We start from the raw sequence: 26,005 nt of genomic DNA on the forward strand, positions 1-26,005 counted from the left end.
GATAGAGAGCGCGTGCCGGCTGTGGCTTTCATAATAATGACTATCAAGGGAAACACACGTGCAAATCCTCGAACAACGCTTCCTGCGCGGACCGAACGTCCACGCCGACTCGCCATGCCTGCTGTCGGTGGTCGACCTGCAGGATTTATACGGCAAGTCCACGAAGGATCTGCCCGGCTTTAACCACGCGCTGCTCGAGCTGCTGCCATCGCTGCATGGCGAGCGCCTGCCCGTCGGCCAGCCTGGCGGCTTCGCCCAGCGCCTGCGCGAAGGCACGTATCTCGGCCGCGTGATCGAACACGTGATGCTGGAACTGCAAACCCTGGCCGGCGCGCCGGCCAGTTTCGGCCGCACGAGGCCGGTGAACGGCCATCCTGGCCAATTCCGCATCGTATGCGCCTACAGCTGCGAAAAGCTGGCCGAGCCGGCCTTCGACCTGGCGCTCGACCTGGTCGGCGCGCTGGCTCGCGGCGCGGGCTTCGAACTCGCTGTGCGCCTTGAAGAACTGCGCGAGATCGCCGCGCGCTACGCGATCGGCACCAGCACCGCCGCGGTGATCACGGCGGCGCAGGAGCGCGGCATCCCGGTGCAGCGCATCACCGACGACGCCAACCTGTTCCTGCTCGGCTGGGGCGTCAGGCAAAAGCGGCTGCAGGCCACGACCACTGGCGACACCAGCTTCATCGCGGTGAAGATCGCCAGCGACAAGCAGCTGACCAAGGCGCTGCTGAAGGAGGCCGGCGTGCCGGTGCCGGAGGGCGACGTGGTCACCACCGTGGAGTCGGCCCAGCGCGTGGCGCGCCGCCTGAACGGGCCGGTGACCCTGAAACCGCTGGACGGCAACCAGGGCAAGGGCGTGACGGTCGATTGCACCACGCCGGACGACGTCGCGCGCGCTTTCGAGTTCGCGCGCCAGTACGGGCGCCGCGTCATCGTCGAACGCCATGTGACGGGCTGCGATTATCGCGTGCTGGTCGCCGGCGGGCGCGTGGCCGCGGCCTCGCGCCGCCGTCCGGCCCATGTGGTGGGTGACGGCGTCAAGACCATCCGCGAGCTGGTCGAGATCGAGAACGCCGATCCGGCGCGCGGCGCCGGCCATGCGACGATCCTGACCCGGATCTCCCTCGACGACCATGCGGCCGACATGCTGTCGCGCCAGGGCTTCGAGTTCGACAGCGTGCCCCCAAGCGGCGTGGTGGCCGAGTTGCGCGGCAACGCCAACCTGTCGACCGGCGGCACCGCCGAAGACGTGACCGACCTGCTGCCTGATTCGACGCGCCTGCTGTGCGTACGCGCTGCCGCCAAGATCGGCCTGGACGTGGCCGGCATCGACATCGTGTGCGAGGACATCGGCCAGCCGCTGGCGGCGCAGCGCGGGGCGGTCATCGAAGTCAATGCGGCGCCAGGCATCCGCATGCACCAATATCCAAGTGCGGGCGAGGCGCGCGATGCCGGCGAGGCGATCGTCGACGGCCTGATGGGCGCGTCGACCGGCCGCATTCCCGTGATCGCGCTGACCGGCACCAACGGCAAGACCACCACCACCTTGCTGGTCGCGCATGCGGCGCGCATGGCTGGCCGGGTGACGGGCGTGACCACCACCGAGGGCGTCTTCATCGACGGCAAGCAGGTAGTAAAAGGCGACTGCACCGGCTACTGGTCGGCGCGCACGGTGCTGCATGCGCCGGAAGTGGAGATCGCAGTGCTGGAAACGGCGCGCGGCGGCATCCTCAAGCGCGGCCTGGCATACGACCGCTGCGACGTGGCGGTGGTGCTGAACATCGCGGCCGACCACCTGGGCCTGGACGGCGTCGACACGGTCGAGGACCTGGCGCAGGTGAAGGCGGTGGTGGCGCAATCGGCCTCGAGGGCGGTGGTGCTCAACGCCGAAGACGCGCTGTGCGTGCAGATGGCGCGCCGCGTGAAACCCGGCGCCGAAGTATTGTTCTTCTCGATGGACGCCGAAAACCCGGTCCTGCTCAAGCACCTGGAAGACGGCGGCCGCGGCGCCTACCTGCAAGATGGCGCCGTCGTGATCGCCGACGGCCATATCCAGCAGGCGGTGATCAAGGTCGAGAGCATGCCGGTGGCCTTTGGCGGCCTGGCCCGCTTCAACATCGCCAATGCGCTGGCAGCGGCAGCGGCCTTGATGGCATCCGACTTCAGCCACCTGCAGATCGCCGCCGGCCTGTCCACGTTTGTGTCGAACGGCCGCACCAACCCCCTGCGCACGAATATGTTCGACGTGCGCGGCGTGACGGTGATCGTCGACTACGCCCACAACCCAGCCGCCTACGCCGCCATGGCCGACATGGCGCGCGGCATGCTGCCAGGTCAACTGGTCGGCATCGTGACCGCCCCCGGCGACCGCCGCGACAGCGACCTGCGCGAAGTCGGCAAGGTATGCGGCGCCCGCTTCGACGAGCTGGTAGTCTACGAATCCCAAAGCCGCGGCCGCGCCGTGGGCGAGGCCGTGGACCTGATCCTGAGCGGCGCCGAAGAAGCGGTGGGTCTGACCGACACCCTGCACCGCGAACTGGAAGTCGGCAACGCCATCCGCCTGGGCCTGAGCCTGTGCGAGCCTGGCGACGTCCTGGTCTTCGCCTGCGGCTCGTCGCTCCAGGTCTTCGTCGACGCCATCCGCGCCACCGACCCCGAAAGCGCCGACCTGATCGCCGCCCAAACCACCTAACCCCGCCCCCCCCTCAATGAGGGTCAGAGTAAAATTATTGGGCAATTTCTCAAATTCGCCCTCTAATTAATTAGGGTCGGAGTCGAATTGTTGGCCAATAGCTTGGCGGATAACTGGGGTCAGAGTCGAATTAACGACTCATCCGTTAAAGTTGTCAAACAATTCGACTCTGACCCTCATTATTTTTTATTCCCTAGCGTTCATTCTCACGCCATCGCGGTAGGCTACGCAGAATTCGCTTATCTCGCTCGTCCTCTTTTCTTAGAAACCGATAATCCCCGGTAAAAGTGGCGCCTAAATTAATTAGGGTCAGAGTCGAATTATTGAGCAATTGCCCAAATTCGTGGCTCAATTAAATAGGGTCGGAGTCGAGTTACTGACCAATTGCTCTGCAGATAACTAGGGTCAGAGTCGATTTAACGGCTCATCAGCAAAAGTTGTCAAAGAATTCGACTCTGACCCTAATTGGGAGGGGGGCCGGGAGGGCCGGGGGGTTAGATGGTGGTGGCTTCGATGCGGCGGGCGAGGTCGGGGCGGGTGGGGCGGAGGGCTTCGGTTAGCTCGGAGATCGAGGTGCCGCAGCCGAAGACCAGGACGTCGCCGGGACGGCAGATCGACAGGCCCAGGCGGATCGCGCGGTGGACGTCCAGTTCCACTTGCAGCTGGTCGGCGTCGATCTTGCCGAGGCGGGCGCCGCGTGCCAGCAGGGTGGCGGTTTCGCCGGTGGGGCGGCCGCGGTTTTCGGATTCGTAGATCACCAGTTCGTCGAAGCCGGCGGCGCAGGTGCGGCCGATGTCGACCAGGTCGGCATCGCGGCGGTCGCCCGGGGCGGCGACGACACCGACCAGGCGGCCCGGGGTCATCGAGCGCGCCATCTCGGCCAGGGCGGCGTAGGCCGCGCAGTTGTGGGCGTAGTCGACCACCACCGTCACGCCGTCCACGTCGAACAGGTTCGAACGCAGCGGATTGTGCTTGCTGTCCGAGACGAAGCCGCGCAGGCCATCCGCGATTTCGTGGTTGGCGAAGCCGCAGGCGGTCAGGGCTGCCGCCGCCGCCATCGCATTGGCGATGTTGTAGCGCGCGCGGCCGCCCAGCGAGCAGGGCATCTCGTGCACGTCCATCAGCGCTTCGTGGCGCAGGCCGCTCGCGATCACGATCGTCGAATCCTGCAGGTAGACTCCGCGCCCGCCGTACTCCACATGGCGCAGCAGCACCGGATCCTCGGCATCCAGCGCGAAATAGATGATTTCCACGCCGTCGGCGAGCTCCGCCCCCATCCGCACGCAGTACATGTCCTCGGCATTGAGCACCACCGCGCGCGAAGCGCGCTTGGCCACCACCGCTTTCACTTTGGCCAGGTCGTCGATGGTGTCGATGCCATCCAGTCCCAGGTGGTCGGCCGAGACGTTCAGCACCACCGACACGTCGCAGCGGTCATAGGCCAGGCCGCGCTTGAGGATGCCGCCGCGCGCCGTCTCCAGCACCGCGAAGTCGACGTCCGGTGCGCCCAGCACGCTGCGCGCCGAATGGTAGCCGGTGCAGTCGCCTTCATAGGCCAGCTGGCCGTTCAGGTAGACGCCGCTGGTGGTGGTCACGCCGGTGCGCAGGCCCGCCATGCGCACGGTGTGCTCGATCAAGAGGCTGGTGGTGGTCTTGCCGTTGGTGCCGGTGACCGCCACCACGGGAATGCGTCCATTGCAGCCGCCGAACAGCGCTTCGACGATGGCGTCGCCGGCGTCGCGCGGCGTGCCGCGGCTCGGGTACTGGTGCATGCGGATGCCCGGCGCCGCGTTGACTTCGATGATGCCGCCACGCTGGGCGCGCAGCGGCAGCGCGATGTCTTCGCAGATGATGTCGATGCCGGCCACGTCCAGGCCGATGGTGCGCGCGGCGCGGATGCAGATGTCGCGGGTCTCGTCGGGCAGCAGGTCGGTCACGTCTTCGGCAGTGCCGCCGGTCGACAGGTTGGCATTGCCGCGCAGGTCGGCGCTGACGCCGTCGTCGAGCACTGTGTCGAGATCATATCCCTGCCTGGCCAGCGTCTCGTTGGCCAGTGCGTCGAGCGGAATCTTCGTGAGGATGTTGGTGTGGCCGTCGCCACGCGCCGGATTGCGGTTCTCGGTCTCGACCAGCGCGCGGATGGTCGACCTGCCATCGCCCGTGACATGTGGCGGACGGCGCCACGAGGCGGCCGCGATCCTGCCACCCGTGACCAGCACGCGGTAGTCGCGGCCGCGCAGGTATTCCTCGACGATCACGCGCCGGCCGTGCTTGCGCGCGAACTCGAAGGCGCGCGCAACAGCGTCCGCACCCACGCAATCGACCGTCACGCCCTTGCCTTGGTTGGCATCCAGCGGCTTGATCGCCACCGGCCGGCCGAGCCGGCGCGCAATGCGCTGGGCCGCTTCCACCGTGGTGACGACGTCGCCTTCCGGCACCGGCACGCCGGCCCCGTCCAGCAAGGTCTTGGTCAGCTGCTTGTCGCTGGCGATGCCCACCGCGATCGAGTTGGTGGCGCCGGTGATCGTCGCCTGGAGCCGCTTCTGGCGGCTGCCCCAGCCCAGCTGGAACAGGTTGGCCGATTCGGTCAGGCGCAGGGCCGGGATGCCGCGCCTTAGTGCGGCGTTGACGACGGCGCCGGTGCTGGTGCCGATTGCATGGTGCTCGGCGACGTCGCGCAATTCGGCGACGGCCGCGTCGAGGTCGAAGGCCAGGTCGTGCGCCAGCGCCTCGAGCAGGGCGATCGCGGTGCGCAGCGCTTCCTCGGCCACTTGTTCGATCGCATAGCCGCACACCACGCGGCGGCGCTCGGGCTGTCCCAGCACCGGCAGGGTGGCGCCGTGTTCACCCGGCGCGCCGGCCAGCCGCTGCAATTCCATCACGACCGGCTCGAGTGCGTCGACCAGCAGCGCGTCGTCGGCCAGGCGCACCGCGGCTTCCGCCGGCAGCGCCGGCAGCAGCTCGAGCAGGCGCGCGGAAAATCCGCGGCCCTTGGCGCCGACGTTGTCGACCAGCGCCATCAGGCAGGGATTGGCGGCGTACAGATTGGGCCCGCGCAGCAGGCGTTTTTCCTTGATTCTCATGACAGTGTGGTCCGTTTGGTGACGTTTTCCAGGAAGTCCAGCAGCTGGGGCGGCACGCGCTTCCCGGTCTGCTCATCTCCAACAGGCAGTGAATATTTGCTCCCGGCAGGCAGCAGGTGCAGGCGGACGTCGATCAGCTCGGGCGTGGTGCGGTCCTTGATCTCGGCCACATTGGTGCTCATCGAGCGGCCGTCGACCACGGTCACCGCGCCTTCGCCCAGGACCTCGATGCCGACCCCGCGCTCGATGATCAGCGCCGTGTCTTCGTCGATGCCGATCCCCTGCAGGTACGGGTTCTGGGCCACGACCGACAACAGGCGCGACAGGCGCTGGCGTTCCGAGAAGTGCTGGTCGACCACCACGCGGTGCAGGAATCCGAGACCGGCGCCCAGGCTCACCGAGCCCTTCTCGGGCAGCAGGTCGGTGCGGCCTTGCGCCAGCATATGGCCCGACATGGCCGAGGCCCCGGCGCTGGTGCCGCCGATCGTGGCGCCGCGCACCTTGAGGGCGGTGTGCATCTCGGCGTCCATGGCGGTGCCGCCGATCAGGGCCAGCAGACGTTTCTGGTCGCCGCCGGTCATGAAGATGCCGGTGGCCTCGGCCACCTTGCGCACGAAGTCGTCGCTATTGGCGTCTTCGCGGCTGGTGATCTCGAGGTGTGCGCGTTCTTTCACCCCCAGCGTGCCGAACACGCCGTCATAGATCTGCCACATCTCGTCGGCGATCTGGCTGGCCGCCGTGATCACGACGATGCGCGCATCGCTGCCGCCGGCCAGTTCGACGAAACGCGACAGGATTTCCATATCGTGCTTGCGGTCTTCGCCGCCGCCGATGATGACCAGGTGGCCGTTCTTCTGCATGATCTGTTCGCTCATCGTTGCACCATTCTCGAGTAAGGCATGTCGCTGTTGCTGCAGGCGCCGGCCTCGAGACGGCTGACGGCGATCAGCCCGACCTTGATCTCCGGCGCGAACAGGTCGACCCCGCGTTGCAAGGCCTGGTCGAGCGGCATGCCGTCTTCGATCCAGCCGTAGACCGTGCGCGCCAGCAGGTGACGCACGATGTGCTCGCCGATGCCGCTGGCCGTCACCGCGCCTGCCGGACCGGCAAAGAAGCCGCTACCGACGATCGGGGTGTCGCCGACGCGCCCGAGCAGCGCCGGCGCCGAGCCGCCGGTGGAGCAGGCCACCGCGAAGTGGCCGTCGGCGCCGCGCACCACGGCGCCCACGGTGTCGCAAGCCACGCCGTCGGGCAGGTTGATTGGGGTGTTGTAGTTCCAGAAGCGGTCGAACAGGCGGCTGTTCAGGCCTGGCATGGCCGGTACCGAACCGGCCAGCTGCGTCATGATCTTGCGGTGTTCGGCGCGCTGGCGCTCCGACACCGGGGCGCTCTCAGGCATGCCGATCGCACGCGCGAAGCGCGCGGCGCCGTCGCCGGCCAGCATCCAGTGCGGCGTGTCGGCCACCGCGCGCGCCAGCCGCACCGGGTTCTTCACCGATTGCACGCAGGCGATCGCGCCAAGGCGGCCGCGGGTATCCATGATCGAGGCATCCATCTCGACGGTGGCGCCGTCGAGGCCCAGCACCGAACCGCTGCCGGCGTTGAAGCGGCCATCGTCTTCGAGGGTAGTTACCGCGCCGACGGCGGCGTCCAGCGCGTCGCCATTGACCTCCAGCTGCGCCAGTGCGCGGCGCGCGGCGAGAACGCAGCCATCTTCGTTCGCGCGCGACGCGCCGGCGCCACCGTGTACCACGACGGCGCCAGCTTGTTGGGGCTTGCTCATCTCGTCCAATCCTTTTGCATTATTGTTATCTTGAGCGGTCGCGCAACTCCGTGTGCGACCAGCAGACATTATGCAAAAGCAACGGCCTGAGCCATATCGGTAGCGCCGCCGTGTGTGTGTAAGAGGCCGCTTACAGGGGCAATCAAATCTGGTAACATACCGCCCCTTCAATATAAAGGTTCCTATGGCGTACGCTTGCGGCGTTGACTTCGGCACGTCCAACTCCACTGTCGGCTGGCTCCGCCCAGGCACGACCCACTCCGCCCCCACCGCGCTCCTGACGCTCGAGGATGGCAAGTCAACCTTGCCGTCGGTGGTGTTCTTCAATGCCGACGACGAGCGGGTCAGCTATGGCCGCGCGGCGCTGGCCGAATACCTCGAGGGCTACGAAGGCCGTCTCATGCGATCGCTCAAGAGCCTGCTCGGCACCAGCCTGATCGACGGCCAGACCGAAGTCGCCGGCCGCGCGCTGCCATTCCGCGCGCTGCTGTCGCAGTTCATCGGCGAGGTGAAACGCCGCGCCGAGCATCAAGCCGGCGCGCCGTTCGAGCGCGCGGTGTTCGGCCGCCCGGTCTTCTTCATCGACGACGACCCGCAGGCCGACCAGCTGGCCGAAGACACGCTGCGCGAGATCGCGCTGGCGGTGGGCTTCAAGGACATCGGCTTCCAGTACGAGCCGATCGCCGCCGCCTTCGACTACGAAGCGCGGATCGATTGCGAAGAACTGGTCCTGATCGCCGACATCGGCGGCGGCACCTCGGACTTCTCGCTGCTGCGTCTCGGCCCGCAGCGCGCCGGCCGCAGCGACCGGCGCGACGACATCCTGGCCAACGGCGGCGTGCACATCGGCGGCACCGATTTCGACAAGTACCTGAGCCTGGCCAGCGTGATGCCGCTGCTCGGCTACGGCAGCAACCTGCGCTCGGGCGCGGCGATCCCGTCCAGTTATTACTTCAACCTGGCGACCTGGCACACGATCAACCAGGCCTACACGCGCAAGAGCGTGACGCAGCTGGCCGACCTGGCGCGCGATGCGAGCGAACCGGCTAAAATCGCCCGCTTGCAGAACCTGATCGACGAGCGCGCCGGCCACTGGCTGGCGATCCAGGTGGAGGGCGCCAAGATCGCGCTGTCCGACGCCGATATGGTGCGCCTGCAGCTCGATCGCCTGTCGCCGCCCGAGACGCTCGACGTCGCCCGCGCGCAGTTCGAGGCGGCCATCGCCGGCCTGGTCGACCAGGTGGCGGCCACGGTGAGTAAACTGTTCGCGGATGCCGGCGTGAAGCCGGAAGACGTGGATACGGTATTCTTCACGGGTGGATCGAGCGGCGTCGGCCTGCTGCGCGAGCGCATCGGCGCCATGGTGCCGGGTGCGCGCCGCGTGGAGGGCGACCTGTTCGGCAGCATCGGCACGGGCCTGGCGCTGGACGCGCTGCGCCGCTTCGGTTGAAAAGCGCTGGGGCAGCGCAGAAACAATACAGGAAAGAGCGATGAGTGTTTACGATCGACCGCTGGTGATGCTCGACTTCGAGACCACCGGCCTGTCGCCCGAGATGGGCGACCGCATCACCGAAGTGGCGGCGCTGCGCATCGTCGGCGGCGAAGTAACGGAGCGCTACGTGTCGCTGGTGAACTGCGGCGTGCGGGTGCCAAGCTTCATCACCCAGCTGACCGGGATCACGCAAGCGATGGTCGACGGCGCGCCGCCGGCGCACCAGGTGGTGCCTGAGCTGCTCGACTTCATCGGCGGCGACGTGCTGTCGGCCCACAATGCCAGCTTCGACGAGAAGTTCCTCAAGGCCGAAGGCGCGCGCTACGGCCGCACCACCGCGCACACCGGGCTGGTGTGTTCGCTGAAGCTGTCGCGCCGCCTGTTCCCGGGACTGGCAAGCTACAAGCTGGGCCTGCTCTCGGACCAGCTCGGCATCGAGTTCCGCGGCACCGCCCACCGGGCCGAGGCCGACGCCCAGGTCGCTGCCGACGTGCTGCTGCACGCCGCGCGCCACCTTGGCCGCACCTGCGGCATCGAGCAGGTCGAACCGGCGCTGCTGGTCTCGATCAACAAGGTGGCGGCCGCCAAGATCCCCGCCTTCCTCGACAAGTATGCGGCCACCGTGCGCGAACGCCGCGCCGCGGCTGCCGCCGCCGTTCCAGCCTGAGGCTTTCGAGCCAACTGTGGCGGCGCGCGCGCCGCTGACCGTCCGATTGTGCGGTCGCAAATCCCGAATCCCTCGCTCTCCTTAAAATTTTAACAACGGGATCAAGAGCCGAACAGTGACCGCCGAGAGGATTTCGATGAGCGAGGATGCCGCCCGACAGGGCACCGCCACCTACGAGTGGTTCCAGCGCGCCGCCAGCGGCGGCAATCCCTACGCCCAGTTCAACCTGGCCCAGCTGTATCTGCGTGGCGACGGCGTCGCGCCCGACGAAGCGAAAGCTGCCGCCTGGATGGCGCGCGCCGCCCAGCAGGGGCTGGCCTATGCCCAGAACCACCTGGGCGCCATGTACTACAACGGCCGCGGCGTGTGCCGCGATCACGGGCGCGCGGCGCACTGGTTCCGGTGCGCCGCGGAGCAGGGCGATCGCTCGGCCCAGCACAATCTCGGTCTCCTGTACCGCAAGGGCCGCGGCGTGCCGCACTCGCACCAGGCGGCGCTCGGCTGGTTCTACCGGGCCGCCGAGCAAGGCATGGCGCGCGCCCAGACCCAGCTCGCGCAAGGCTATCTGCACGGCCTGGGCGTCAACGTCAGCCACCCGCTGGCGATGGCCTGGTTCCGCAAGGCCGCGATGCAGGGCCACGTGCCGGCGCAGGTGCAGCTGGCGCAAATGTACGCGCGCGGGCAGGGCGTGGCGGCAAGTCCCAGCCAGGCCCTGTACTGGTTCCGCCACGCGGCCGGGGCGGGCGACCCCACCGCCCAGCGCCAGCTTGGCCTGGCCTATGCCGAAGGCCGCGGCGCCGGCCCCGATCCGGCGCTGGCCATCCAGTGGCTCGAACGCGCGGCGGCCGGCGGCGAGCGCGAAGCGCTCTACGTGCTGGGCGGCCTGCTGTCCGGCGGCGGCATGGCGCGCGACAGCGCACGTGCTCTGCGCTGCTATATGCAGGCCGCCGCGCAGGGCCATGTGCAGGCCCAGTACCGGGTAGCGCGCATGCTGGCTGGCGGTTGCGGCGTGCAGCGCGATCCGGCGCGCGCACTGGAGTTCTACCTGCAGGCCGCCGAGGGCGGCGCCGCCAATGCCCAGTTCGCGCTGGGCCTGCTCTATGCCAAGGGCCAGGGCGTGCCGCGCGACCCGGCCCAGGCCGCCGCCTGGTACCGGCGCGCCGCCCAGCAGGGCGATCCCAGCGCCCAGAACAACCTGGGCGCCATGTATGCCTGCGGCGAAGGCGTGCCGCGCGACGACATCCTGGCCGCCCACTGGTACCGCCTCGCGGCCCGCCAGCAGCACGCGCCGGCCCAGCACAACCTGGGCGGGCTGTACGCCGCCGGGCGCGGCGTCGCCAGGAATCCGGTGCGCGCCTGCATGTGGGCCTGGCTGGCGCGCCAGGGCCGTGGCCTCGACAAGGCCGCGCCGGCCGACGTCGCGTTGGCCGCCAGCACGGCGGCCAACGATTACACCGCCTTGCTGAGCCCGGCCGAACGCAGTCGGGCGCGCACCCTGGCGGAGCGCTGGCTGGCGTCGAAGACGAGTCCGCGCCGGCTGCTCGGGCGTACCGGCGCATGAGCCCGGTCTCGCATCGCGGCATCTTGCACTGGGCTCTTGCCTGGTTACGGCAGTGCTTGCTTGCCTTCGCCGCATCCCGGCATGCATGTCACAGGGCCCGTCAAGACGTGCAAGGCCGCCAGCGGCGCGGCGGGCAGCCGGCCATACTCAAGCATGTCATTTCGCGCTATGATGCCCTGCGGCCACAAGCCGCTACCATCATTCAACAGCCCGAGAAGAATATGCACATGAGACTCGCCACGCTCGCCGCCGTCCTGGCCGCTGCTTTCGCCGCGCCAGCGATGGGGCAGAGCTGCTCGCCAGCCGGCCCTTCGCTGACCTATCCCGCGTCGAAGAAAGTCGACCAGACCGACAACTACCACGGCACCGTGGTGGCCGACCCCTATCGCTGGCTCGAGGACGCGAACAGCGCCGAGACCAAATCCTGGGTCGACGCCCAGAACAAGGTCACCCAGGCCTACCTGGCGCAGATCCCGCAGCGCGAAGCGATCCGCCAGCGTCTCACCGAGCTCTGGAACTACGAGCGCTACAGCGTCCCGGGCAAGGAAGGCGGCCGTTACTTCTACACGCGCAACGATGGCTTGCAGAACCAGGCCGTGCTGTACACGCTCAAGAACCTGAACGACCAGCCACGCATGCTGCTCGACCCGAACACCCTGGCCGCCGACGGCACCGTCGCCCTGGCCGGCGCCGCAGTGAGCCCCGACGGCAAGCTGCTGGCCTACAGCATCGCCGCATCCGGCTCCGACTGGAACGAGATCAAGGTGCGCGACATCGACACCGGCAAGGACCTGGCCGACCACATCAAGTGGGTCAAGTTCTCGAGCACCGCCTGGACCAAGGATGGCAAGGGCTTCTTCTACAGCCGCTACGACGAGCCGAAAGAGGCGACCAAGCTGGCCGACGTCAACTACTTCCAGAAGCTGTACTTCCACCGCATCGGCACGCCGCAAAGCGCCGACACCCTGGTGTACGACCGCGCCGACCAGAAGGAGTGGGGCTTCGGCGGCCAGACCACCGACGACGGCCGTTACCTGATCATCACCACCACCAAGGGCACCGCGCCGAAGTACCGCGTCTCGTACAAGGACCTGTCCAGGCCCGATGCCAAGGTGGTCGACCTGATCGACAATTTCGACGCCGGCTATGACTTCATCGACAACGTCGGCACCGTGTTCTACTTCAGCACCGACCGCAACGCGCCGAAAAAACGCATCATCGCCATCGATGTGAGCAAGCCATCCGAGAATAACTGGAAGGAAGTCGTCGCCGAGAGCGCCGACACCCTGGCCGGCGCCGACATCGTCAACAACCAGCTCGTACTCGAATACCTGAAGGATGCGAAGAGCGTCGTGCGTGTGGTGTCGCTCGAAGGCAAGCCGGTGCGCGAGATCGCGTTGCCGGGCATCGGCACCGTCGGCGGCCTGTCGGGCAAGCGCGGCGATAGCGAGACCTTCTATTCGTTCACCAGCTTTACCAACCCGACCACGATCTACCGCCTGAACCTCAAGAATGGCGAGAGCACCGTGTTCCGCCAGCCGAAGGTCGCCTTCAACCCGGCCGACTATGAAACCCGCCAGCAGTTCTACACGAGCCGCGACGGCACCAAGGTGCCGATGTTTATCGTCTCGAAAAAGGGCATCAAGCTGGATGGCTCGAATCCGACCTATCTGTACGGTTATGGCGGCTTCAATATCTCGCTGACCCCGAGCTTCTCGCCGGCCAACCTGGCCTGGATGGAAATGGGCGGCGTCTATGTGCTGGCCAACCTGCGCGGCGGCGGCGAATACGGCGAAGCCTGGCACCAGGCCGGCACCAAGCTGCAGAAACAGAATGTGTTCGACGACTTCATCGGCGCGGCCGAGTGGCTGGTACAGAACAAGGTCACGTCGCCGAAGAAACTGGCGATCGGCGGCGGCAGCAATGGCGGCCTGCTGGTCGGCGCGGCCACCACCCAGCGCCCGGACCTGTTCGCGGCGGCGATCCCGAGCGTGGGCGTGATGGACATGCTGCGCTTCCATAAGTTCACTATCGGCTGGGCATGGACTTCGGACTACGGTTCGTCGGAAAACCCTGACGAGTTCAAGGCCCTGGTCAAGTACTCGCCGCTGCACAACCTGAAGGCTGGCACCTGCTATCCAGCAACCATGGTCACCACGGCCGACCATGACGACCGCGTGGTGCCGGCGCACAGCTTCAAGTACGCCGCCGCGGCCCAGGCTGCCCAGGCCGGCGCCGCGCCGATCCTGATCCGCATCGACACCAAGGCGGGCCATGGCGCCGGCAAGCCGACCGGCAAGCAGATCGAGGAAGTCGCCGATCGCTGGGGCTTCCTGTCGCGCGAACTGCATATGGGCGATGCGGCCAAGATGGTTGGCGGCACGCACTGAAGCTTCATGTAGAAGTTGCCTGACTGGTAGGGTGGACGGCTTCGCCGTCCGCGCGTTCAATGTCACCGCGTGTGACGGCGACTCATTCGTGGGTCGAACGCGTGGATGGCAGAGCCATCCACGCTACCTGTGCACTACCACCAATACGGCTTTCGCCTCGGTCTTGCCCGTGTTGCGAATCACATGGTTCTGATCGGCCGGATACCTCGCCGTCGCTCCGTGCCGCACCTTCCTCTTCTCGTTCCCCACTTCCAGCTCGACCGCGCCGGTAATCACCGTCAGGTGCTCGCCAGTGCCCGGGTCGTGGGCCTGCGAGGCCAGCTCTCCCCCAGGCGCCAGGGTCAGCTCATACCATTCATACTTGCCGGCCAGGTCCATCGGCCCCAGGATGCGCAGGGAATAGCCGGCATGGGCGCCGGGCAGGGTGGGGATTTCGTGGGCATCGACCACCCGGATCAATTCCGCCGTGCGCACCTCGGACGACAGCAGTTCGCCGATCTGCACGCCCAGCGCATTGGCCAGGCGCCAGGTGATGGCGATGGTGGGATTGGCCTTCTCGCGCTCGATCTGGGATAGCATCGACTTCGACACCCCGGCGATACGCGACAGGTCTTCCAGCGTCAGGCCACGCGCCAGCCGCAGGCGTTGTAGTGTGGCGCCAACTTCTGGTGGGGCATTGTTTGTTAGAGTGGTACTCATTTTCCGTTGGGTGCCTGTCTGCGTATTGCCTAAGTCAAATTATTTATAAGTATATGTCGAGCCGCTTGCCAAGTTCATTGGCTGGGCGTAATATTCGATATATTGAATTTATGTTCGAGATAGCGAACTTGTTCTCTACATCGAACGAGCCAACGGTACAACATCCGCCGACCGCCGGTCAAGCCGCCGGTCTCGCCACACCACAGGGAACAGGGGAACACCATGAGCGATCAAGCTTTCTACAGCAGCCTGCAGCAAAAACTCGCGACCTTGAAGGACGAGGGCCTGTTCAAGCCCGAGCGCGTGCTGGCCTCGCGCCAGGGCGCCGAAGTGGTCGCGCAGGATGGCCGTACCCTGATCAATATGTGCGCCAATAACTACCTGGGCCTGTCCGGCGACGTCGAGACCCAGAAAGCCGCCGCCGCCGCCCTCGAGAAGTATGGTTATGGCCTGTCGTCGGTGCGCTTCATCTGCGGCACCCAGACCGTGCACAAGGAACTCGAAAGCGCATTGTCGAACTTCCTGGGCACCGAAGACACCATCCTGTACGCGGCCGCCTTCGACGCCAATGGCGGTGTGTTCGAACCGCTGTTCGACGAGAACGACGCCATCATCTCGGACGCGCTGAACCACGCCTCGATCATCGACGGCGTGCGCCTGTGCAAGGCCGCGCGCTACCGCTATGCCAACAACGATATGGCCGACCTCGAGAAGCAGCTGATCGCGGCCACCGAAGCCGGCAAGCGCCACAAGATCATCGTCACCGACGGCGTGTTCTCGATGGACGGCACCATCGCCCAGCTGGACAAGATCGTCGAGCTGGCCGAAAAGTATGGCGCCCTGACCATGATCGACGAATCGCACGCCTCCGGCTTCATGGGCGCGACCGGCCGCGGCACCCACGAGCATTGCGGCGTGATCGGCAAGATCGACATCATCACCGGCACCCTGGGCAAGGCCCTGGGCGGCGCGATGGGCGGTTTCACCTCCGGCAAGAAGGAAGTGATCGAGACGCTGCGCCAGAAGTCGCGTCCCTACCTGTTCTCGAACACGCTGGCGCCAATGATCGCCGGCGCCTCGCTGGCGGTACTGGAGCGCATCTCGAAATCGACCGAGCTGCGCGACCGCCTGCACGAAAACACCGCCTACTTCCGCAAGGAGATCGAGCGCATCGGCTTCACCATCAAGCCGGGCACCCACCCGGTGGTGCCGGTGATGCTGTTCGAGGCGCCGGTCGCGCAGAAATTCGCGGCGCGCATGTTCGACCTGGGCGTGCTGCTGTCGGGCTTCTTCTATCCGGTGGTGCCGATGGGCCAGGCGCGCGTGCGCGTGCAGCTGTCGGCGGCCCACACCCGCGAGCAGCTCGACACCGTGCTGAAGGCCTTCGAACAAGCCGGCAAAGAGCTGGGCATCATCAAGAACTAATATACATAGAAGCAAGGAATCGACAGCATGGAACGCATCCTCATCATCGGCGCCAATGGCCAGATCGGCAGTGAACTGGTTAGCGCATTGGCCGACAAGCACGGCGCGCAGAACGTGATCGCCTCGGACATCGGCGACAAGAACCTGTACGGCGCCGCGCGCTACACCGTCCTGAATGTGCTGGACAAGGACAGCCTCGCGCGCCTGGTGGCGGATGAAGGCATCACCCAGGTCTACCAGCTGGCCGCCATGCTGTCGGCCACCGGCGAAAAAGCGCCGCTCAAGGCCTGGAGCCTGAATATGGACGGCCTGCTGAACATCCTCGAGATCGCACGCGAACGCGGCGAAGCGGGCAAGCCATTGAAGGTGTTCTGGCCGTCGTCGATCGCCGCCTTCGGCCCGACCACCCCGAGCGAGAACACGCCGCAGTTCACGATCATGGACCCGACCACGATCTACGGCATCAGCAAGCTGGCCGGCGAGCGCCTGTGCGAGTACTATCACAGCAAGTATGGCGTCGACGTACGCAGCATCCGCTATCCGGGCATCATCTCGTATAAATCGCCTCCGGGCGGCGGCACCACCGACTACGCCATCGCGATCTTCCACGCGGCCCTGCGCGGCGAGACCTACGAATGCTTCCTCGGGCCGGAAACGACTCTGCCGATGATCTACATGCCGGACGCGATCCGCGCCACCATCGAGCTGATGGAAGCCCCAGGCGAACAGGTCGTCATCCGTTCGTCGTACAACGTGGCTGGCGTGTCGTTCAACCCGCGCGAACTGGCCGCCGCCATCTCGAAGGCGCTGCCGGCTTTCCGCATCGACTACAAGCCGGACAGCCGCCAGCAGATCGCCGACTCCTGGCCGAAGAGCCTCGACGACAGCCGCGCCACCGCCGACTGGGGCTGGAAATCGCGCATCGGCGTCGACGAGATGGTCGATTCGATGCTGAAGAATATCGATGTCGGCCTGGGCGTGGCAGCATAAGCCGGCCACGACACCGGAACCTTCAACGGCCTGCCGCCTCGACGCGCCAGGCCGATTCGCATAATAAGAACTGACACAGTGAGACAAGCATGGACATGAGCGTTTTCGATTTATTCAAGATCGGCATCGGCCCGTCGAGTTCCCACACCGTGGGCCCGATGGTGGCGGCGCGCCGCTTCCTGCTCGAGAGCGGAATGCTGGAACAGGCGGTTGGCGTCGAAGCCCACCTGTATGGTTCGCTGGCGCTGACCGGCGTCGGCCACGCCACCGACAAGGCCGTGATCCTCGGCCTGATGGGCGAAACTCCGCAGGGCGTCGACCCGACCGCGGTCGAGGACAAGCTGGCCGAAGCCGAATTCGACGGCGTGCTGCACCTGCTGGGCACGAAACCGGTGCCGTTCAGCGCGAAAACCAACCTGGTCTGGCACAAGGCCTCGACCCTGCCGGAACACCCGAACGGCATGCGCTTCGTGCTCCATCTGCAGGACGGCAGCATCATCGAGCGCATCTATTATTCGGTCGGCGGCGGCTTCATCACCGCGGCCGGCGAGAGCCAGGCGCGCGCGGCCGAGACGCTTGCGGCGCCGGTCCCGTACCCGTTCGACACCATGGCCCAGCTGCTCGAGCATGGCCGGCGCCATGGCCTGAGCATCCCGCACATGCTGCGCGCCAACGAGCGCACGCGCCTGAGTGACGAAGAACTGGACGCAGGCCTGGACAATATCTGGCGCGTGATGCGCGAGTGTATCTGTCACGGCCTGGTGACCGACGGCCGCCTGCCGGGTGGCCTGAACGTGCGCCGCCGTGCGGCCGGCCTGTGGAAGCAAGCGCAGCAATCGCAGCAGCAACCGCTGAACGCCTTGCCGCATGACGCGGTGCAGCAGGTGAGCCTGTACGCAATGGCGGTCAACGAAGAAAATGCGGCCGGCGGCCGGGTCGTCACCGCGCCGACCAATGGCGCGGCCGGCATCATCCCGGCGGTGTTGCGCTACTACGCCGAGGACTGCCGGCCGATCGATCCACAGCGCGGCGTGCGTGATTTCCTGCTGGCATCGAGCGCGATCGGCATGCTGTGCAAGAAAAACGCCTCGATCTCGGGCGCCGAAGTCGGCTGCCAGGGCGAGGTGGGCGTGGCCTGCGCAATGGCGGCGGCCGGCCTGGTGGCGGCGCTTGGCGGCAGTAACGAACAGATCGAGAACGCGGCCGAGATCGGCATCGAGCACCACCTGGGCATGACCTGCGACCCGATCGGCGGCCTGGTGCAGATTCCCTGCATCGAGCGCAATGGCATGGGCGCGATCAAGGCGATCACCGCCGCCTCGCTGGCGCTCAAGGGCGACGGCACCCATTTCGTTAGCCTGGACAGCGCGATCGAGACGATGCGCCAGACCGGCGCCGACATGCAGGTCAAATACAAGGAGACCTCGCTCGGCGGGCTGGCGATTCATGTGGTGACGGTGAATCACGCCGCTTGCTGAAAGGGGCGTGGCTGCTCGGCGGGCTTGGGTTCCCGCCAAGGCGCCCGGCGAGGGCGGGAACGACGGTTCTTGGATTGGTGGGTCAAAGCCCGGCTGCCCGGGGATTCATTGTTGGCAGATGCCCGTCATTCCCGCGCAGGCGGGAATCCAAGTGCGCACCCCACTGCACCCAATTTTATTCACCCAAACAACTTTTTTGCAGCACAGCATACATTTTCGTCCGGTCCCACTATAATAAAGTTTCAATGTGAGCCAACCGGATCTTCAAACTGTATGCATTATGTGTCCACCCGCGCGACCAGCGCGTCCGCAGCACGCAATCCCCAGCAATTCTCCGACATCCTGCTAGGCGGCCTGGCCCCGGACGGCGGCCTCTACCTGCCGGCCGAGTACCCGCAGGTGACCGGCGCCGAGCTCGATGCATGGCGCAAGCTGTCCTACGCCGAACTGGCCTATGAAATCCTGCGCAAGTTTGCCACCGATATTCCCGACGCCGACCTGAAGGCCCTGACCGCGCGCACCTATACGCCGGAGGTCTACCGCAACGCCCGCGCCGACGAATCGAACGCGGACATCACCCCGCTGCGCGTGCTGGAAGACGGCGCGCAGGGCAAGCTGGTGCTGCAGGCGCTGTCGAACGGCCCGACCCTGGCCTTCAAGGACATGGCGATGCAGTTGCTGGGCAATTTGTTCGAATACGCGCTGGCCAAGAACAATGATGAACTAAATATCTTCGGCGCCACCTCGGGCGACACCGGCAGCGCCGCCGAGTACGCGATGCGCGGCAAGCGTGGCGTGCGCGTGTTCATGCTGTCGCCGCACAAGAAGATGAGTGCCTTCCAGACCGCCCAGATGTTCAGCCTGCAGGACCCGAACATCTTCAATATCGCGGTGGAGGGTGTGTTCGACGATTGCCAGGACCTGGTCAAGGCAGTCTCGAACGACCTCGAATTCAAGGCGCGCCAGAAGATCGGCACCGTCAATTCGATCAACTGGGCGCGCGTCGTGGCCCAGGTGGTGTACTACTTCCGCGGCTACCTGGCGGCCACCACCAGCAACGACCAGAAAGTGTCGTTCACCGTCCCGTCGGGGAATTTCGGCAATATCTGCGCCGGCCACATCGCCCGCATGATGGGCCTGCCGATCGACAAGCTGGTGGCCGCCACCAACGAGAACGACGTGTTGGACGAGTTCTTCCGCACCGGCGTCTATCGCGTGAGGAAGCCGGCCGAGACCTTCCATACCAGCAGCCCGTCGATGGACATTTCCAAGGCCTCGAACTTCGAACGCTTCGTGTATGAGCTGGTGGGCCGCGACGCCGATCGCACCCATGCGCTGTTCCGCAAGGTCGACACCCATGGCGGCTTCGACCTGTCCGGCGCGCCGGGCAGCGATGGCGACGAGTTCAAGTCGGTTGCCAGATTCGGCTTCCTGTCGGGCCGCTCGACCCATGCCGACCGGCTGGCCACGATCCGCGACGTCGCCGACGACTACGGCATCACGATCGACACCCATACCGCCGACGGCATCAAGGTCGCGCGCGAACACCTGCAGCCGGGCGTGCCGATGATCGTGCTCGAGACCGCGCTGGCGGCCAAGTTCAACGAAACCATTTTGGAAGCGCTGGGCCAGGACGCCGAGCGTCCCGCCGGCTTCGAGGACATCGAGTCGCTGCCGCAGCGCTTCGTGGTCTTGCCGGCCGACGTCGACCGCATGAAGGCCTATATCGCCGAACACACGGGGCTGTGATGAACGCACCGGTACCCAAAGCCCCCATGCTGTCGGTGCGCGAAGCGCTCGACTTCCTGCTGGAAGCCGCACGGCCCGTCGAGCAGGTGGAGACCATCCCGACCCTCGAAGCCAACGGCCGCGTGCTGGCGGCAGACCAGTTGGCGACGATCGACGTGCCGTCGGCCGACAATACGCAGATGGACGGCTACGCCGTGCGCGCGGAGGATTGCGGGAGCGGCAGCGCTACCCTGAAGGTGAGCCAGCGCATCCCGGCCGGCAGCGTCGGCCAGCAACTGGAACCCGGCACCGCGGCGCGCATCTTTACCGGCGCGCTGATACCACCTGGTGCCGATGCGGTCGTGATGCAGGAGCAGGCCGAGGCGGTCGGCGACAGCGTCACCATCCACCATGCGCCGCGCGCCGGCGAATGGATCCGCCGCAAGGGCGAAGACATCAGCGCCGGCGCGGTGATCCTGCCGGCGGGCAGCCGCCTGCGCAGCCAGGAGTTGGGTTTGGCCGCCTCGGTCGGACTGGCCAGCCTGCCAGTGCGGCGGCGCCTGCGCGTGGCCGTGTTTTTCACCGGCGACGAGTTGACCATGCCGGGCGACGTGCCGCCCGAAGGGCTCAAGCCAGGTGCGATCTACAACTCGAACCGGTTCACCCTGCGTGGCCTGCTGGAGAATTTCGGTTGCGAGATCAGCGACTTCGGCATCGTGCCCGATTCGCTGGACGCGACCCGCGCCACCTTGCGCGAGGCGGCGCGCGAGAACGACCTGATCATCACCTCGGGTGGCGTCTCGGTGGGCGAGGAAGACCACATCAAGCCCGCCGTGGAAGCGGAAGGGCGCCTGTCGATGTGGCAGATCGCCGTCAAGCCGGGCAAGCCGCTGGCGTTCGGCGAAGTGCTCCGTGACGGCGGTTCCGCGTTCTTTTTGGGCTTGCCCGGCAACCCGGTGTCGAGCTTCGTCACCTTCCTGCTGTTCGTGCGGCCCTTCCTGCTGCGCCTGCAGGGCGTGACGGGCCAGGTCGAGCCGCAGGGATACACCGTGCGCGCCGATTTCGAGCTGCCGAAGGGCGACCGCCGCAACGAGTTCCTGCGCGCGCGCCTGAATGCAGGTGGGGGACTGGACCTGTTCCCGAACCAGAGTTCGGGCGTGCTCACCTCGACGGTATGGGGCGATGGCCTGGTCGACAACCCGGCGGGCAATCGTATTGCCGCGGGCGACCTGGTGCGCTTCATCCCGTTCGCCGAACTACAGTACTAGGAAGACATGAAGATCAGTTTGAAATACTTCGCCGCGCTGCGCGAAGCAGTGGGTACCGGGCAGGAACAGCTGGAATTGTCGCCGGAAGTCACGACAGTGGGCCAGGTGCGCGAATTGCTGCGCGCACGCGGCGGCGTGTGGGCCGAGGCCCTGGCGCCGGAACGCGCGGTGCGTATGGCCCATAACCAGGTCATGTGCGGCGCCGATACGCCAGTCCTTGAGGGCGCCGAAGTGGCGTTCTTCCCGCCGGTCACCGGCGGTTGAAAGAGGCCGGCCCGGGTTCAGCCGGGGCCGGCTTTTTCATCACAAGGCCGCAATCGACTCCTCGGCCAAGGCCATCAATTTCGCGCAATTGCTGTTCCGCGCCGCGAAATCCTTCCACGCCGTATTGCGCGCCACCGACTGCCAGCCGCGCAGGGCGTCGGGATTGAGGTCGACCACGCGCGCGCCGACGCCGCGATAGACCGACACCACCTCCGCATCGTCGATGCGCGCCATCTTCATCGCGAACTGTTCCAGGTCGGCGCCGACCTTGAGGATGGCTTCCTGCTGCGGCTTGGCCAGGCGCTCGAACACGGTACGCGACATCAGCAGCGGCTCGAACATGAACCAGTACGAGCCGCCGCGCGCCGTGGTCAGCGAGCGCGCCGTCTCCTGCAGGCGGAAGGAAATGAGGGACGTCGACGACGTCAGGGCCGCGTCGAGCGCGCCGCTGCGCATGGCGTTATGGATTTCGTTGGACGGCAGGCTGACGACGGTTGCGCCGGCATCCTGCAGCAGCATGTCCATTTCGCGCGAGCCGCCGCGCACCTTCAGGCCGCGCACGTCCTCGGGCGTGACGATCGGGGCGCCGCGCGAGGCGACCCCGCCGGCCTGCCAGATCCAGCTGACGATCACCAGGCCTTGCTCGTTCAGGATGCGCGACAGCTCGCGCCCGACCGGGGCGTTCTTCCAGCCATAGCCCTGATCGTAGGACGTGACCAGCGCCGGCATCAGCCCGATATTCGCTTCCGGCGCCTCGCTGCCCGCATACGACAGCGGCACCAGGGCCATGTCGAGCGAGCCGCTGCGCAGCGCGCCGAACTGGGCGTTGGGCTGCATCAGGCTCGACCCGGGGTGGATCGAGAACTTCAGGCCGCCGCGCGTGCGCTTCTCGACTTCGGCCGCGAACATGCGGCACAGCCGGTCGCGAAAATCGCCCTGGGCGATGCTGCCGCCGGGGAACTGGTGCGAGATCCTGAGATTGCTGGCCTGCGCCCAGGCGGACTGCATCCATAAGGGACTGGTCGCGATCGCGCCCAGCATTGCCCTGCGGGTCGTGAACGACCGGTTGATTACCGACATATACATCCTCCAAGATGTTTTAACGGACTGCCGGGTGAATCGTGGCTAACCTCGTCGAGCGGGCACCATCGTTCACATTGGCGTGTACAAGAATATTCCTGCTACACCGCATGTCAAGCGGAATATTGCAGCTATGACAAAGGCATGCAGTTAAGGTACACCGATGCCAACGCGGCAGTATCCCGCAGGCCGGTGGCACCGGCCTTGACCCAACTTGGAGAATATTGGGCTTAGCGTCGATTGTCGGTGATCGCCTGGCTGGCCGCACGCCAGCGCGCGGCGACGAAGATGGCGGCCGCGGCAAGCGACCACAGCAGGGTCGGGCCCCAGGTGTGGGCCAGGCTGTCGCCGCGCATCAGGTCGATTGCGCACAGCAGCAGGAACATGGTGCCGGCGGCCAGCAGGTACTGGCCGATCCAGTGGAATACAGGACGAGATGCAGGACGCATGAAACGGATTCCTTTCAACGGCGGTCGAGATAACGGCGCAGGATGCCGGCCAGCGCCAGCGGCTGGTCGATCATCAGGAAGTGGCGCGACGGCGCGATCGGCGCCACCTCGACCGAGGCAATTCCTTCGACCAGCATCCGGTAGTGCTCGACCTTGTCGTTCACCGTCAGCGCATCCTGAGCTGCATCGTACTGGTAAAACGGCGCCACGACCAGCACCGGGGCAGTGATTTTGGACAGGCCGGGACGCAGGTCGAGCGCCAGCAGGTCGGCCACGTAGGCGCCCACCGCCTCGCGATCGCTGCGCAGCAGCAGCGGCGTGATGTCGTCGGCCTTGCCGATGTCGAGCACGCCCTGGCCGCGCATGTACTGGCGCTGCTGAGCGGCGTAGGCCTCCGGCTGGCTACTTGCCATGCGGCTGCGCACATTGATCGCCGCTTGCGGGCGCTGCTGCGGCGGCATGTTCTCGGTGCCGGGGAACACCGGCAGGCCGTCCAGCGCCACCACGCCGCCGATGCCGTTGCCGAGGTCCTGGGCCACGGCATAGGCGAGCGTGCCGCCCAGGCTGTGGTCGATGATCACGGGCTTGTCCAGCTTGCGTTCGGCGATCAGGCCGCGTAGCGCGGCGCGGGCCCCCTCGAACGGCGACCAGTCGGGCGATCCGCTTGGCGCCGGACGGCCATCGAAGCCGGGCAGGGTAACCACGTACAGCGTGAACTCGTCCTTGAACTGGCGGATCGTCTCCTGCCATACCCAGGGGCCGCTGGCCAGGCCGGGGACCAGGATCACGGGCCGGCCGCGGCTGCCGTGGCGTTCGACCAGCAGGCCGCCGGATTCGAAGCGCTCGGCCGGTTCGATGGTGGCGGCGAAGCGGTTCGCGGCCGGCGCAGTCGGGGACGTCGCCTGTACTTGGGCCTGGGCGATGGAAGCGGCGCCGGCAAGCATTGCGGCGAGTGCAAACAACAGGGAAGCTTTTTTCATGCGGTCTCCTGATCGGGGGAAAAGATGGCTTCGACCGGCAGGCCGAACAACCGTGAAATGGCGAAGGCGAGCGGCAGGCTGGGGTCGTAGCGCCCGGTCTCGATCGCGTTGATGCTCTGGCGCGACACGTCCAGGCGCTCGGCCAGGTCGGCCTGGCTCCAGCCGTGTTCGGCGCGCAGCTCGCGGATGCGGTTCTTCATCGCTGGCGCAGCGCCCGCACCGTGCAGACCAGGGCGGTGGTCGCCCCAAGCACCATCCAGACCGCGAACATCGACAGGCGCGGATAGCCGGCGGTCTCTAGGAAGCCGTAGCTGAAGGTGAGCCCGGCGGTGAGCGCGGCGGCCAGCGCGAACGATTCGAGCAGGAAGCGGCGCGCGTATTCATCGACCCGGTCCAGGTGGCGCGCGATGGCCCACAGCATCAGGCAGAATCCCAGCATCGGCGACAGCAGGACGACGGTGCGCAGCACGCCTTCTTCCATCGGCCGGCCGTACAGGATCGACGCGACCAGCAGCGCCGCGTACACCGCGAAGGAGATGCCCAGTTCGCGCAGGTAAGCCTTGCCGACCCGCTTTTCATATGTGTTCGTCTTCATGGTCCAGCCCTCGTGGAGTAAAGGATGCTTTACATCGTAGGCGTGGTGGAGCGTCGTGTCAAGCATCCTTTACATCGTCTTTCGCTGCCCGAACTCGACTACAATGCTGCTCCTTCCTTGCCTACCTCGCATCTTCATGAGCCAGTCTTCCAAATCCTCCAAGCGTGTCGCCGTGATCGGCGGCGGCCCCGCCGGGCTGATGGCGGCCGAGGTGCTGGCGCAGGGTGGCGCGCAGGTCGACGTCTACGATGCGATGGCCAGCGTGGGCCGCAAGTTCCTGCTGGCGGGGAAGGGTGGCATGAATATCACGCATTCCGAGCCTTATCCCGATTTCGTGGGGCGTTATGGCGCGCGGCAGGACGAGGTGGCGCGCTGGCTGGAAGGCTTCGGCGCCGACGCCGTGCGCGCCTGGATCCACGAGCTCGGCATCGAGACCTTTGTCGGCACCTCTGGCCGCGTGTTCCCGCTAGAGATGAAGGCGGCGCCGCTGCTGCGCGCCTGGCTGCACCGCCTGCGCGAGTCCGGCGTGCGCTTTCACATGCGCCATCGCTGGCTCGGCTGGCAGGATGGCGCGCTGCGCCTGGCGACGCCGGAGGGCGAGCGGCTGGTCGAGGCCGACGCCACGATCCTGGCGCTGGGCGGCGCCAGCTGGGCGCGGCTCGGCTCGGACGGCGCCTGGCAGCCGCTGCTGGCCGAGCGCGGGGTTGCGCTCTCTCCGCTGGCGCCCGCCAACTGCGGCTTCGATGTCGGCTGGAGCGAGCATTTCAGCAGCCGCTATGCCGGCGCGCCCCTGCTCACGGTGGCCGCCGGTTGCCAGGGCCAGGATGGCGACATCGCCTGGCGCAAGGGCCAGTTCGTCATCACCGCGGGCGGCGTCGAGGGCAGCCTGGTGTACGCGCTGTCGGCGCCGCTGCGCGACGCGATCGCGCGCGATGGTGTCGCCACCCTCTGGCTCGACCTGGCCCCGGACCACGACGCAGACAGGGTATTCGACGAAGTGACGCGCCCGCGCGGTTCGCGCTCGATGTCCAGCCATCTGCAAAGCCGGCTCGGCATCAAGGGCGTCAAGGCCGGGCTGCTGCACGAGTGCCTGTCGCGCGACGAGTACGCCGACCCCGCGCGCCTGGCCGCGGGCATCAAGCGCCTGCCGCTCAAGTTGCTGCGTACGCGCCCGATCGACGAGGCGATCAGCAGCGCCGGCGGCGTGCGCTTCGATGCGCTGGCGGATCGCACCGCGATGCTGGCCGCGCTGCCCGGCGTCTTCGCGGCGGGCGAGATGGTGGACTGGGAAGCGCCGACCGGCGGTTATCTGCTGACCGCCTGCTTCGCCAGCGGGCGTGCTGCAGGACGCGATGCGCTGGCCTGGCTTGCTGCCTGAGCG

The 26,005-nt window shown here is 66.7% G+C and carries 21 protein-coding genes; 12 read left to right on the top strand and 9 right to left on the bottom strand.

What is annotated here, in order from left to right; all coding sequences use genetic code 11:
• Positions 1 to 58 precede the first annotated feature (58 nt).
• Positions 59 to 2,692, top strand: coding sequence for a cyanophycin synthetase (gene cphA / locus SOM28_RS19090; protein WP_320469076.1), 2,634 nt, complete (start codon positions 59 to 61; stop codon positions 2,690 to 2,692).
• 494 nt (positions 2,693 to 3,186) lie between these two features.
• Here cphA (SOM28_RS19090) and cphA (SOM28_RS19095) read toward each other — a convergent pair whose 3' ends face one another.
• From cphA (SOM28_RS19095) to SOM28_RS19105, 3 genes are read right to left on the bottom strand one after another with little or no spacing between them, the layout of a single operon-like run.
• Entirely contained in the window at positions 3,187 to 5,775 is a 2,589-nt protein-coding gene (gene cphA / locus SOM28_RS19095; protein ID WP_320469077.1) for a cyanophycin synthetase, read from the bottom strand.
• Complete coding sequence (locus SOM28_RS19100; protein WP_123071696.1) at positions 5,772 to 6,650, bottom strand: cyanophycinase; 879 nt, start codon at positions 6,648 to 6,650, stop codon at positions 5,772 to 5,774. The genes cphA (SOM28_RS19095) and SOM28_RS19100 overlap by 4 nt, the downstream gene beginning before the upstream one ends.
• Positions 6,647 to 7,558: an isoaspartyl peptidase/L-asparaginase gene (locus SOM28_RS19105; protein ID WP_123071695.1), complete on the bottom strand. Its 912-nt coding sequence runs from the start codon at positions 7,556 to 7,558 to the stop codon at positions 6,647 to 6,649. Before SOM28_RS19105 ends, SOM28_RS19100 begins: the two co-directional genes overlap by 4 nt.
• Before the next feature lie 184 nt (positions 7,559 to 7,742).
• On the opposite strand from SOM28_RS19105, the gene SOM28_RS19110 reads away from it, so the two are divergent.
• The 4 genes from SOM28_RS19110 to SOM28_RS19125 all read left to right on the top strand — a co-directional run bounded on the left by SOM28_RS19110 (position 7,743) and on the right by SOM28_RS19125 (position 13,668).
• The gene (locus SOM28_RS19110) at positions 7,743 to 9,008 is read left to right on the top strand and encodes an Hsp70 family protein (RefSeq protein WP_320469078.1); all 1,266 of its coding nucleotides are present in this window, start codon (positions 7,743 to 7,745) and stop codon (positions 9,006 to 9,008) included.
• Between the two features lie 40 nt (positions 9,009 to 9,048).
• Positions 9,049 to 9,717: a 3'-5' exonuclease gene (locus SOM28_RS19115; RefSeq protein WP_320469079.1), complete on the top strand. Its 669-nt coding sequence runs from the start codon at positions 9,049 to 9,051 to the stop codon at positions 9,715 to 9,717.
• A 136-nt stretch (positions 9,718 to 9,853) separates the two neighbouring features.
• On the top strand, positions 9,854 to 11,278 hold the full coding sequence (locus SOM28_RS19120) for a tetratricopeptide repeat protein (protein ID WP_320469080.1): 1,425 nt from the start codon (positions 9,854 to 9,856) through the stop codon (positions 11,276 to 11,278).
• Positions 11,279 to 11,499: 221 nt separating this feature from the next.
• Positions 11,500 to 13,668: a prolyl oligopeptidase family serine peptidase gene (locus tag SOM28_RS19125; protein ID WP_320469081.1), complete on the top strand. Its 2,169-nt coding sequence runs from the start codon at positions 11,500 to 11,502 to the stop codon at positions 13,666 to 13,668.
• A 123-nt stretch (positions 13,669 to 13,791) separates the two neighbouring features.
• On the opposite strand, the gene SOM28_RS19130 is transcribed toward SOM28_RS19125, so the two are convergent.
• Positions 13,792 to 14,367 carry a helix-turn-helix domain-containing protein gene (locus SOM28_RS19130; protein WP_123072109.1) on the bottom strand — a complete coding sequence of 192 codons (576 nt, stop codon included), beginning with the start codon at positions 14,365 to 14,367 and terminating at the stop codon, positions 13,792 to 13,794.
• Between the two features lie 222 nt (positions 14,368 to 14,589).
• Between SOM28_RS19130 and SOM28_RS19135 the strand changes: the two genes are divergently transcribed.
• From SOM28_RS19135 to moaD, 6 genes are all read left to right on the top strand, one after another.
• On the top strand, positions 14,590 to 15,792 hold the full coding sequence (locus SOM28_RS19135; RefSeq protein WP_320469082.1) for a glycine C-acetyltransferase: 1,203 nt from the start codon (positions 14,590 to 14,592) through the stop codon (positions 15,790 to 15,792).
• A 27-nt stretch (positions 15,793 to 15,819) separates the two neighbouring features.
• Entirely contained in the window at positions 15,820 to 16,782 is a 963-nt protein-coding gene (locus SOM28_RS19140) for an NAD-dependent epimerase/dehydratase family protein (protein WP_183407575.1), read from the top strand.
• An 89-nt stretch (positions 16,783 to 16,871) separates the two neighbouring features.
• The gene (locus SOM28_RS19145) at positions 16,872 to 18,260 is read left to right on the top strand and encodes an L-serine ammonia-lyase (RefSeq protein ID WP_320469083.1); all 1,389 of its coding nucleotides are present in this window, start codon (positions 16,872 to 16,874) and stop codon (positions 18,258 to 18,260) included.
• Positions 18,261 to 18,533: 273 nt separating this feature from the next.
• A complete protein-coding gene (thrC, locus tag SOM28_RS19150) occupies positions 18,534 to 20,009 on the top strand; it encodes a threonine synthase (RefSeq protein ID WP_320469084.1) in 1,476 nt (491 codons plus the stop codon).
• Entirely contained in the window at positions 20,009 to 21,256 is a 1,248-nt protein-coding gene (locus SOM28_RS19155; RefSeq protein WP_320469085.1) for a molybdopterin molybdotransferase MoeA, read from the top strand. The genes thrC and SOM28_RS19155 overlap by 1 nt, the downstream gene beginning before the upstream one ends.
• A gap of 6 nt (positions 21,257 to 21,262) precedes the next feature.
• The gene (gene moaD / locus SOM28_RS19160) at positions 21,263 to 21,520 is read left to right on the top strand and encodes a molybdopterin converting factor subunit 1 (RefSeq protein ID WP_320469086.1); all 258 of its coding nucleotides are present in this window, start codon (positions 21,263 to 21,265) and stop codon (positions 21,518 to 21,520) included.
• Between the two features lie 39 nt (positions 21,521 to 21,559).
• Here moaD and dctP read toward each other — a convergent pair whose 3' ends face one another.
• From dctP to SOM28_RS19185, 5 genes are all read right to left on the bottom strand, one after another.
• The gene (gene dctP, locus SOM28_RS19165) at positions 21,560 to 22,600 is read right to left on the bottom strand and encodes a TRAP transporter substrate-binding protein DctP (protein WP_320469087.1); all 1,041 of its coding nucleotides are present in this window, start codon (positions 22,598 to 22,600) and stop codon (positions 21,560 to 21,562) included.
• Between the two features lie 230 nt (positions 22,601 to 22,830).
• The gene (locus SOM28_RS19170; protein WP_320469088.1) at positions 22,831 to 23,049 is read right to left on the bottom strand and encodes a hypothetical protein; all 219 of its coding nucleotides are present in this window, start codon (positions 23,047 to 23,049) and stop codon (positions 22,831 to 22,833) included.
• Positions 23,050 to 23,063: 14 nt separating this feature from the next.
• Positions 23,064 to 24,029 (bottom strand): alpha/beta fold hydrolase, encoded by a 966-nt coding sequence (locus SOM28_RS19175; protein ID WP_320469089.1) that lies wholly within the window; start codon positions 24,027 to 24,029, stop codon positions 23,064 to 23,066.
• Positions 24,026 to 24,229 (bottom strand): helix-turn-helix transcriptional regulator, encoded by a 204-nt coding sequence (locus SOM28_RS19180; RefSeq protein WP_123071259.1) that lies wholly within the window; start codon positions 24,227 to 24,229, stop codon positions 24,026 to 24,028. Before SOM28_RS19180 ends, SOM28_RS19175 begins: the two co-directional genes overlap by 4 nt.
• Positions 24,226 to 24,624, bottom strand: coding sequence for a hypothetical protein (locus tag SOM28_RS19185; RefSeq protein WP_320469090.1), 399 nt, complete (start codon positions 24,622 to 24,624; stop codon positions 24,226 to 24,228). Before SOM28_RS19185 ends, SOM28_RS19180 begins: the two co-directional genes overlap by 4 nt.
• Before the next feature lie 136 nt (positions 24,625 to 24,760).
• On the opposite strand from SOM28_RS19185, the gene SOM28_RS19190 reads away from it, so the two are divergent.
• Positions 24,761 to 26,002 (top strand): TIGR03862 family flavoprotein, encoded by a 1,242-nt coding sequence (locus SOM28_RS19190; RefSeq protein ID WP_320469091.1) that lies wholly within the window; start codon positions 24,761 to 24,763, stop codon positions 26,000 to 26,002.
• Positions 26,003 to 26,005 lie beyond the last annotated feature (3 nt).

It is taken from the genome of Massilia sp. CFBP9026 (genome assembly GCF_034045165.1).
Classification (GTDB): Bacteria; Pseudomonadota; Gammaproteobacteria; order Burkholderiales; family Burkholderiaceae_D; genus Telluria; species Telluria arenae.

Coding starts and splice junctions, on each gene's coding strand:
- cphA (WP_320469077.1), bottom strand. CDS start 5,775: ATGAGAATCAAGGAAAAACGCCTGCTGCGCGGGCCCAATCTGTACGCC.
- SOM28_RS19100 (WP_123071696.1), bottom strand. CDS start 6,650: ATGAGCGAACAGATCATGCAGAAGAACGGCCACCTGGTCATCATCGGC.
- SOM28_RS19105 (WP_123071695.1), bottom strand. CDS start 7,558: ATGAGCAAGCCCCAACAAGCTGGCGCCGTCGTGGTACACGGTGGCGCC.
- SOM28_RS19110 (WP_320469078.1), top strand. CDS start 7,743: ATGGCGTACGCTTGCGGCGTTGACTTCGGCACGTCCAACTCCACTGTC.
- SOM28_RS19115 (WP_320469079.1), top strand. CDS start 9,049: ATGAGTGTTTACGATCGACCGCTGGTGATGCTCGACTTCGAGACCACC.
- SOM28_RS19120 (WP_320469080.1), top strand. CDS start 9,854: ATGAGCGAGGATGCCGCCCGACAGGGCACCGCCACCTACGAGTGGTTC.
- SOM28_RS19125 (WP_320469081.1), top strand. CDS start 11,500: ATGCACATGAGACTCGCCACGCTCGCCGCCGTCCTGGCCGCTGCTTTC.
- SOM28_RS19130 (WP_123072109.1), bottom strand. CDS start 14,367: ATGAGTACCACTCTAACAAACAATGCCCCACCAGAAGTTGGCGCCACA.
- SOM28_RS19135 (WP_320469082.1), top strand. CDS start 14,590: ATGAGCGATCAAGCTTTCTACAGCAGCCTGCAGCAAAAACTCGCGACC.
- SOM28_RS19140 (WP_183407575.1), top strand. CDS start 15,820: ATGGAACGCATCCTCATCATCGGCGCCAATGGCCAGATCGGCAGTGAA.
- SOM28_RS19145 (WP_320469083.1), top strand. CDS start 16,872: ATGGACATGAGCGTTTTCGATTTATTCAAGATCGGCATCGGCCCGTCG.
- thrC (WP_320469084.1), top strand. CDS start 18,534: ATGCATTATGTGTCCACCCGCGCGACCAGCGCGTCCGCAGCACGCAAT.
- SOM28_RS19155 (WP_320469085.1), top strand. CDS start 20,009: ATGAACGCACCGGTACCCAAAGCCCCCATGCTGTCGGTGCGCGAAGCG.
- moaD (WP_320469086.1), top strand. CDS start 21,263: ATGAAGATCAGTTTGAAATACTTCGCCGCGCTGCGCGAAGCAGTGGGT.
- dctP (WP_320469087.1), bottom strand. CDS start 22,600: ATGTCGGTAATCAACCGGTCGTTCACGACCCGCAGGGCAATGCTGGGC.
- SOM28_RS19170 (WP_320469088.1), bottom strand. CDS start 23,049: ATGCGTCCTGCATCTCGTCCTGTATTCCACTGGATCGGCCAGTACCTG.
- SOM28_RS19175 (WP_320469089.1), bottom strand. CDS start 24,029: ATGAAAAAAGCTTCCCTGTTGTTTGCACTCGCCGCAATGCTTGCCGGC.
- SOM28_RS19180 (WP_123071259.1), bottom strand. CDS start 24,229: ATGAAGAACCGCATCCGCGAGCTGCGCGCCGAACACGGCTGGAGCCAG.
- SOM28_RS19185 (WP_320469090.1), bottom strand. CDS start 24,624: ATGAAGACGAACACATATGAAAAGCGGGTCGGCAAGGCTTACCTGCGC.
- SOM28_RS19190 (WP_320469091.1), top strand. CDS start 24,761: ATGAGCCAGTCTTCCAAATCCTCCAAGCGTGTCGCCGTGATCGGCGGC.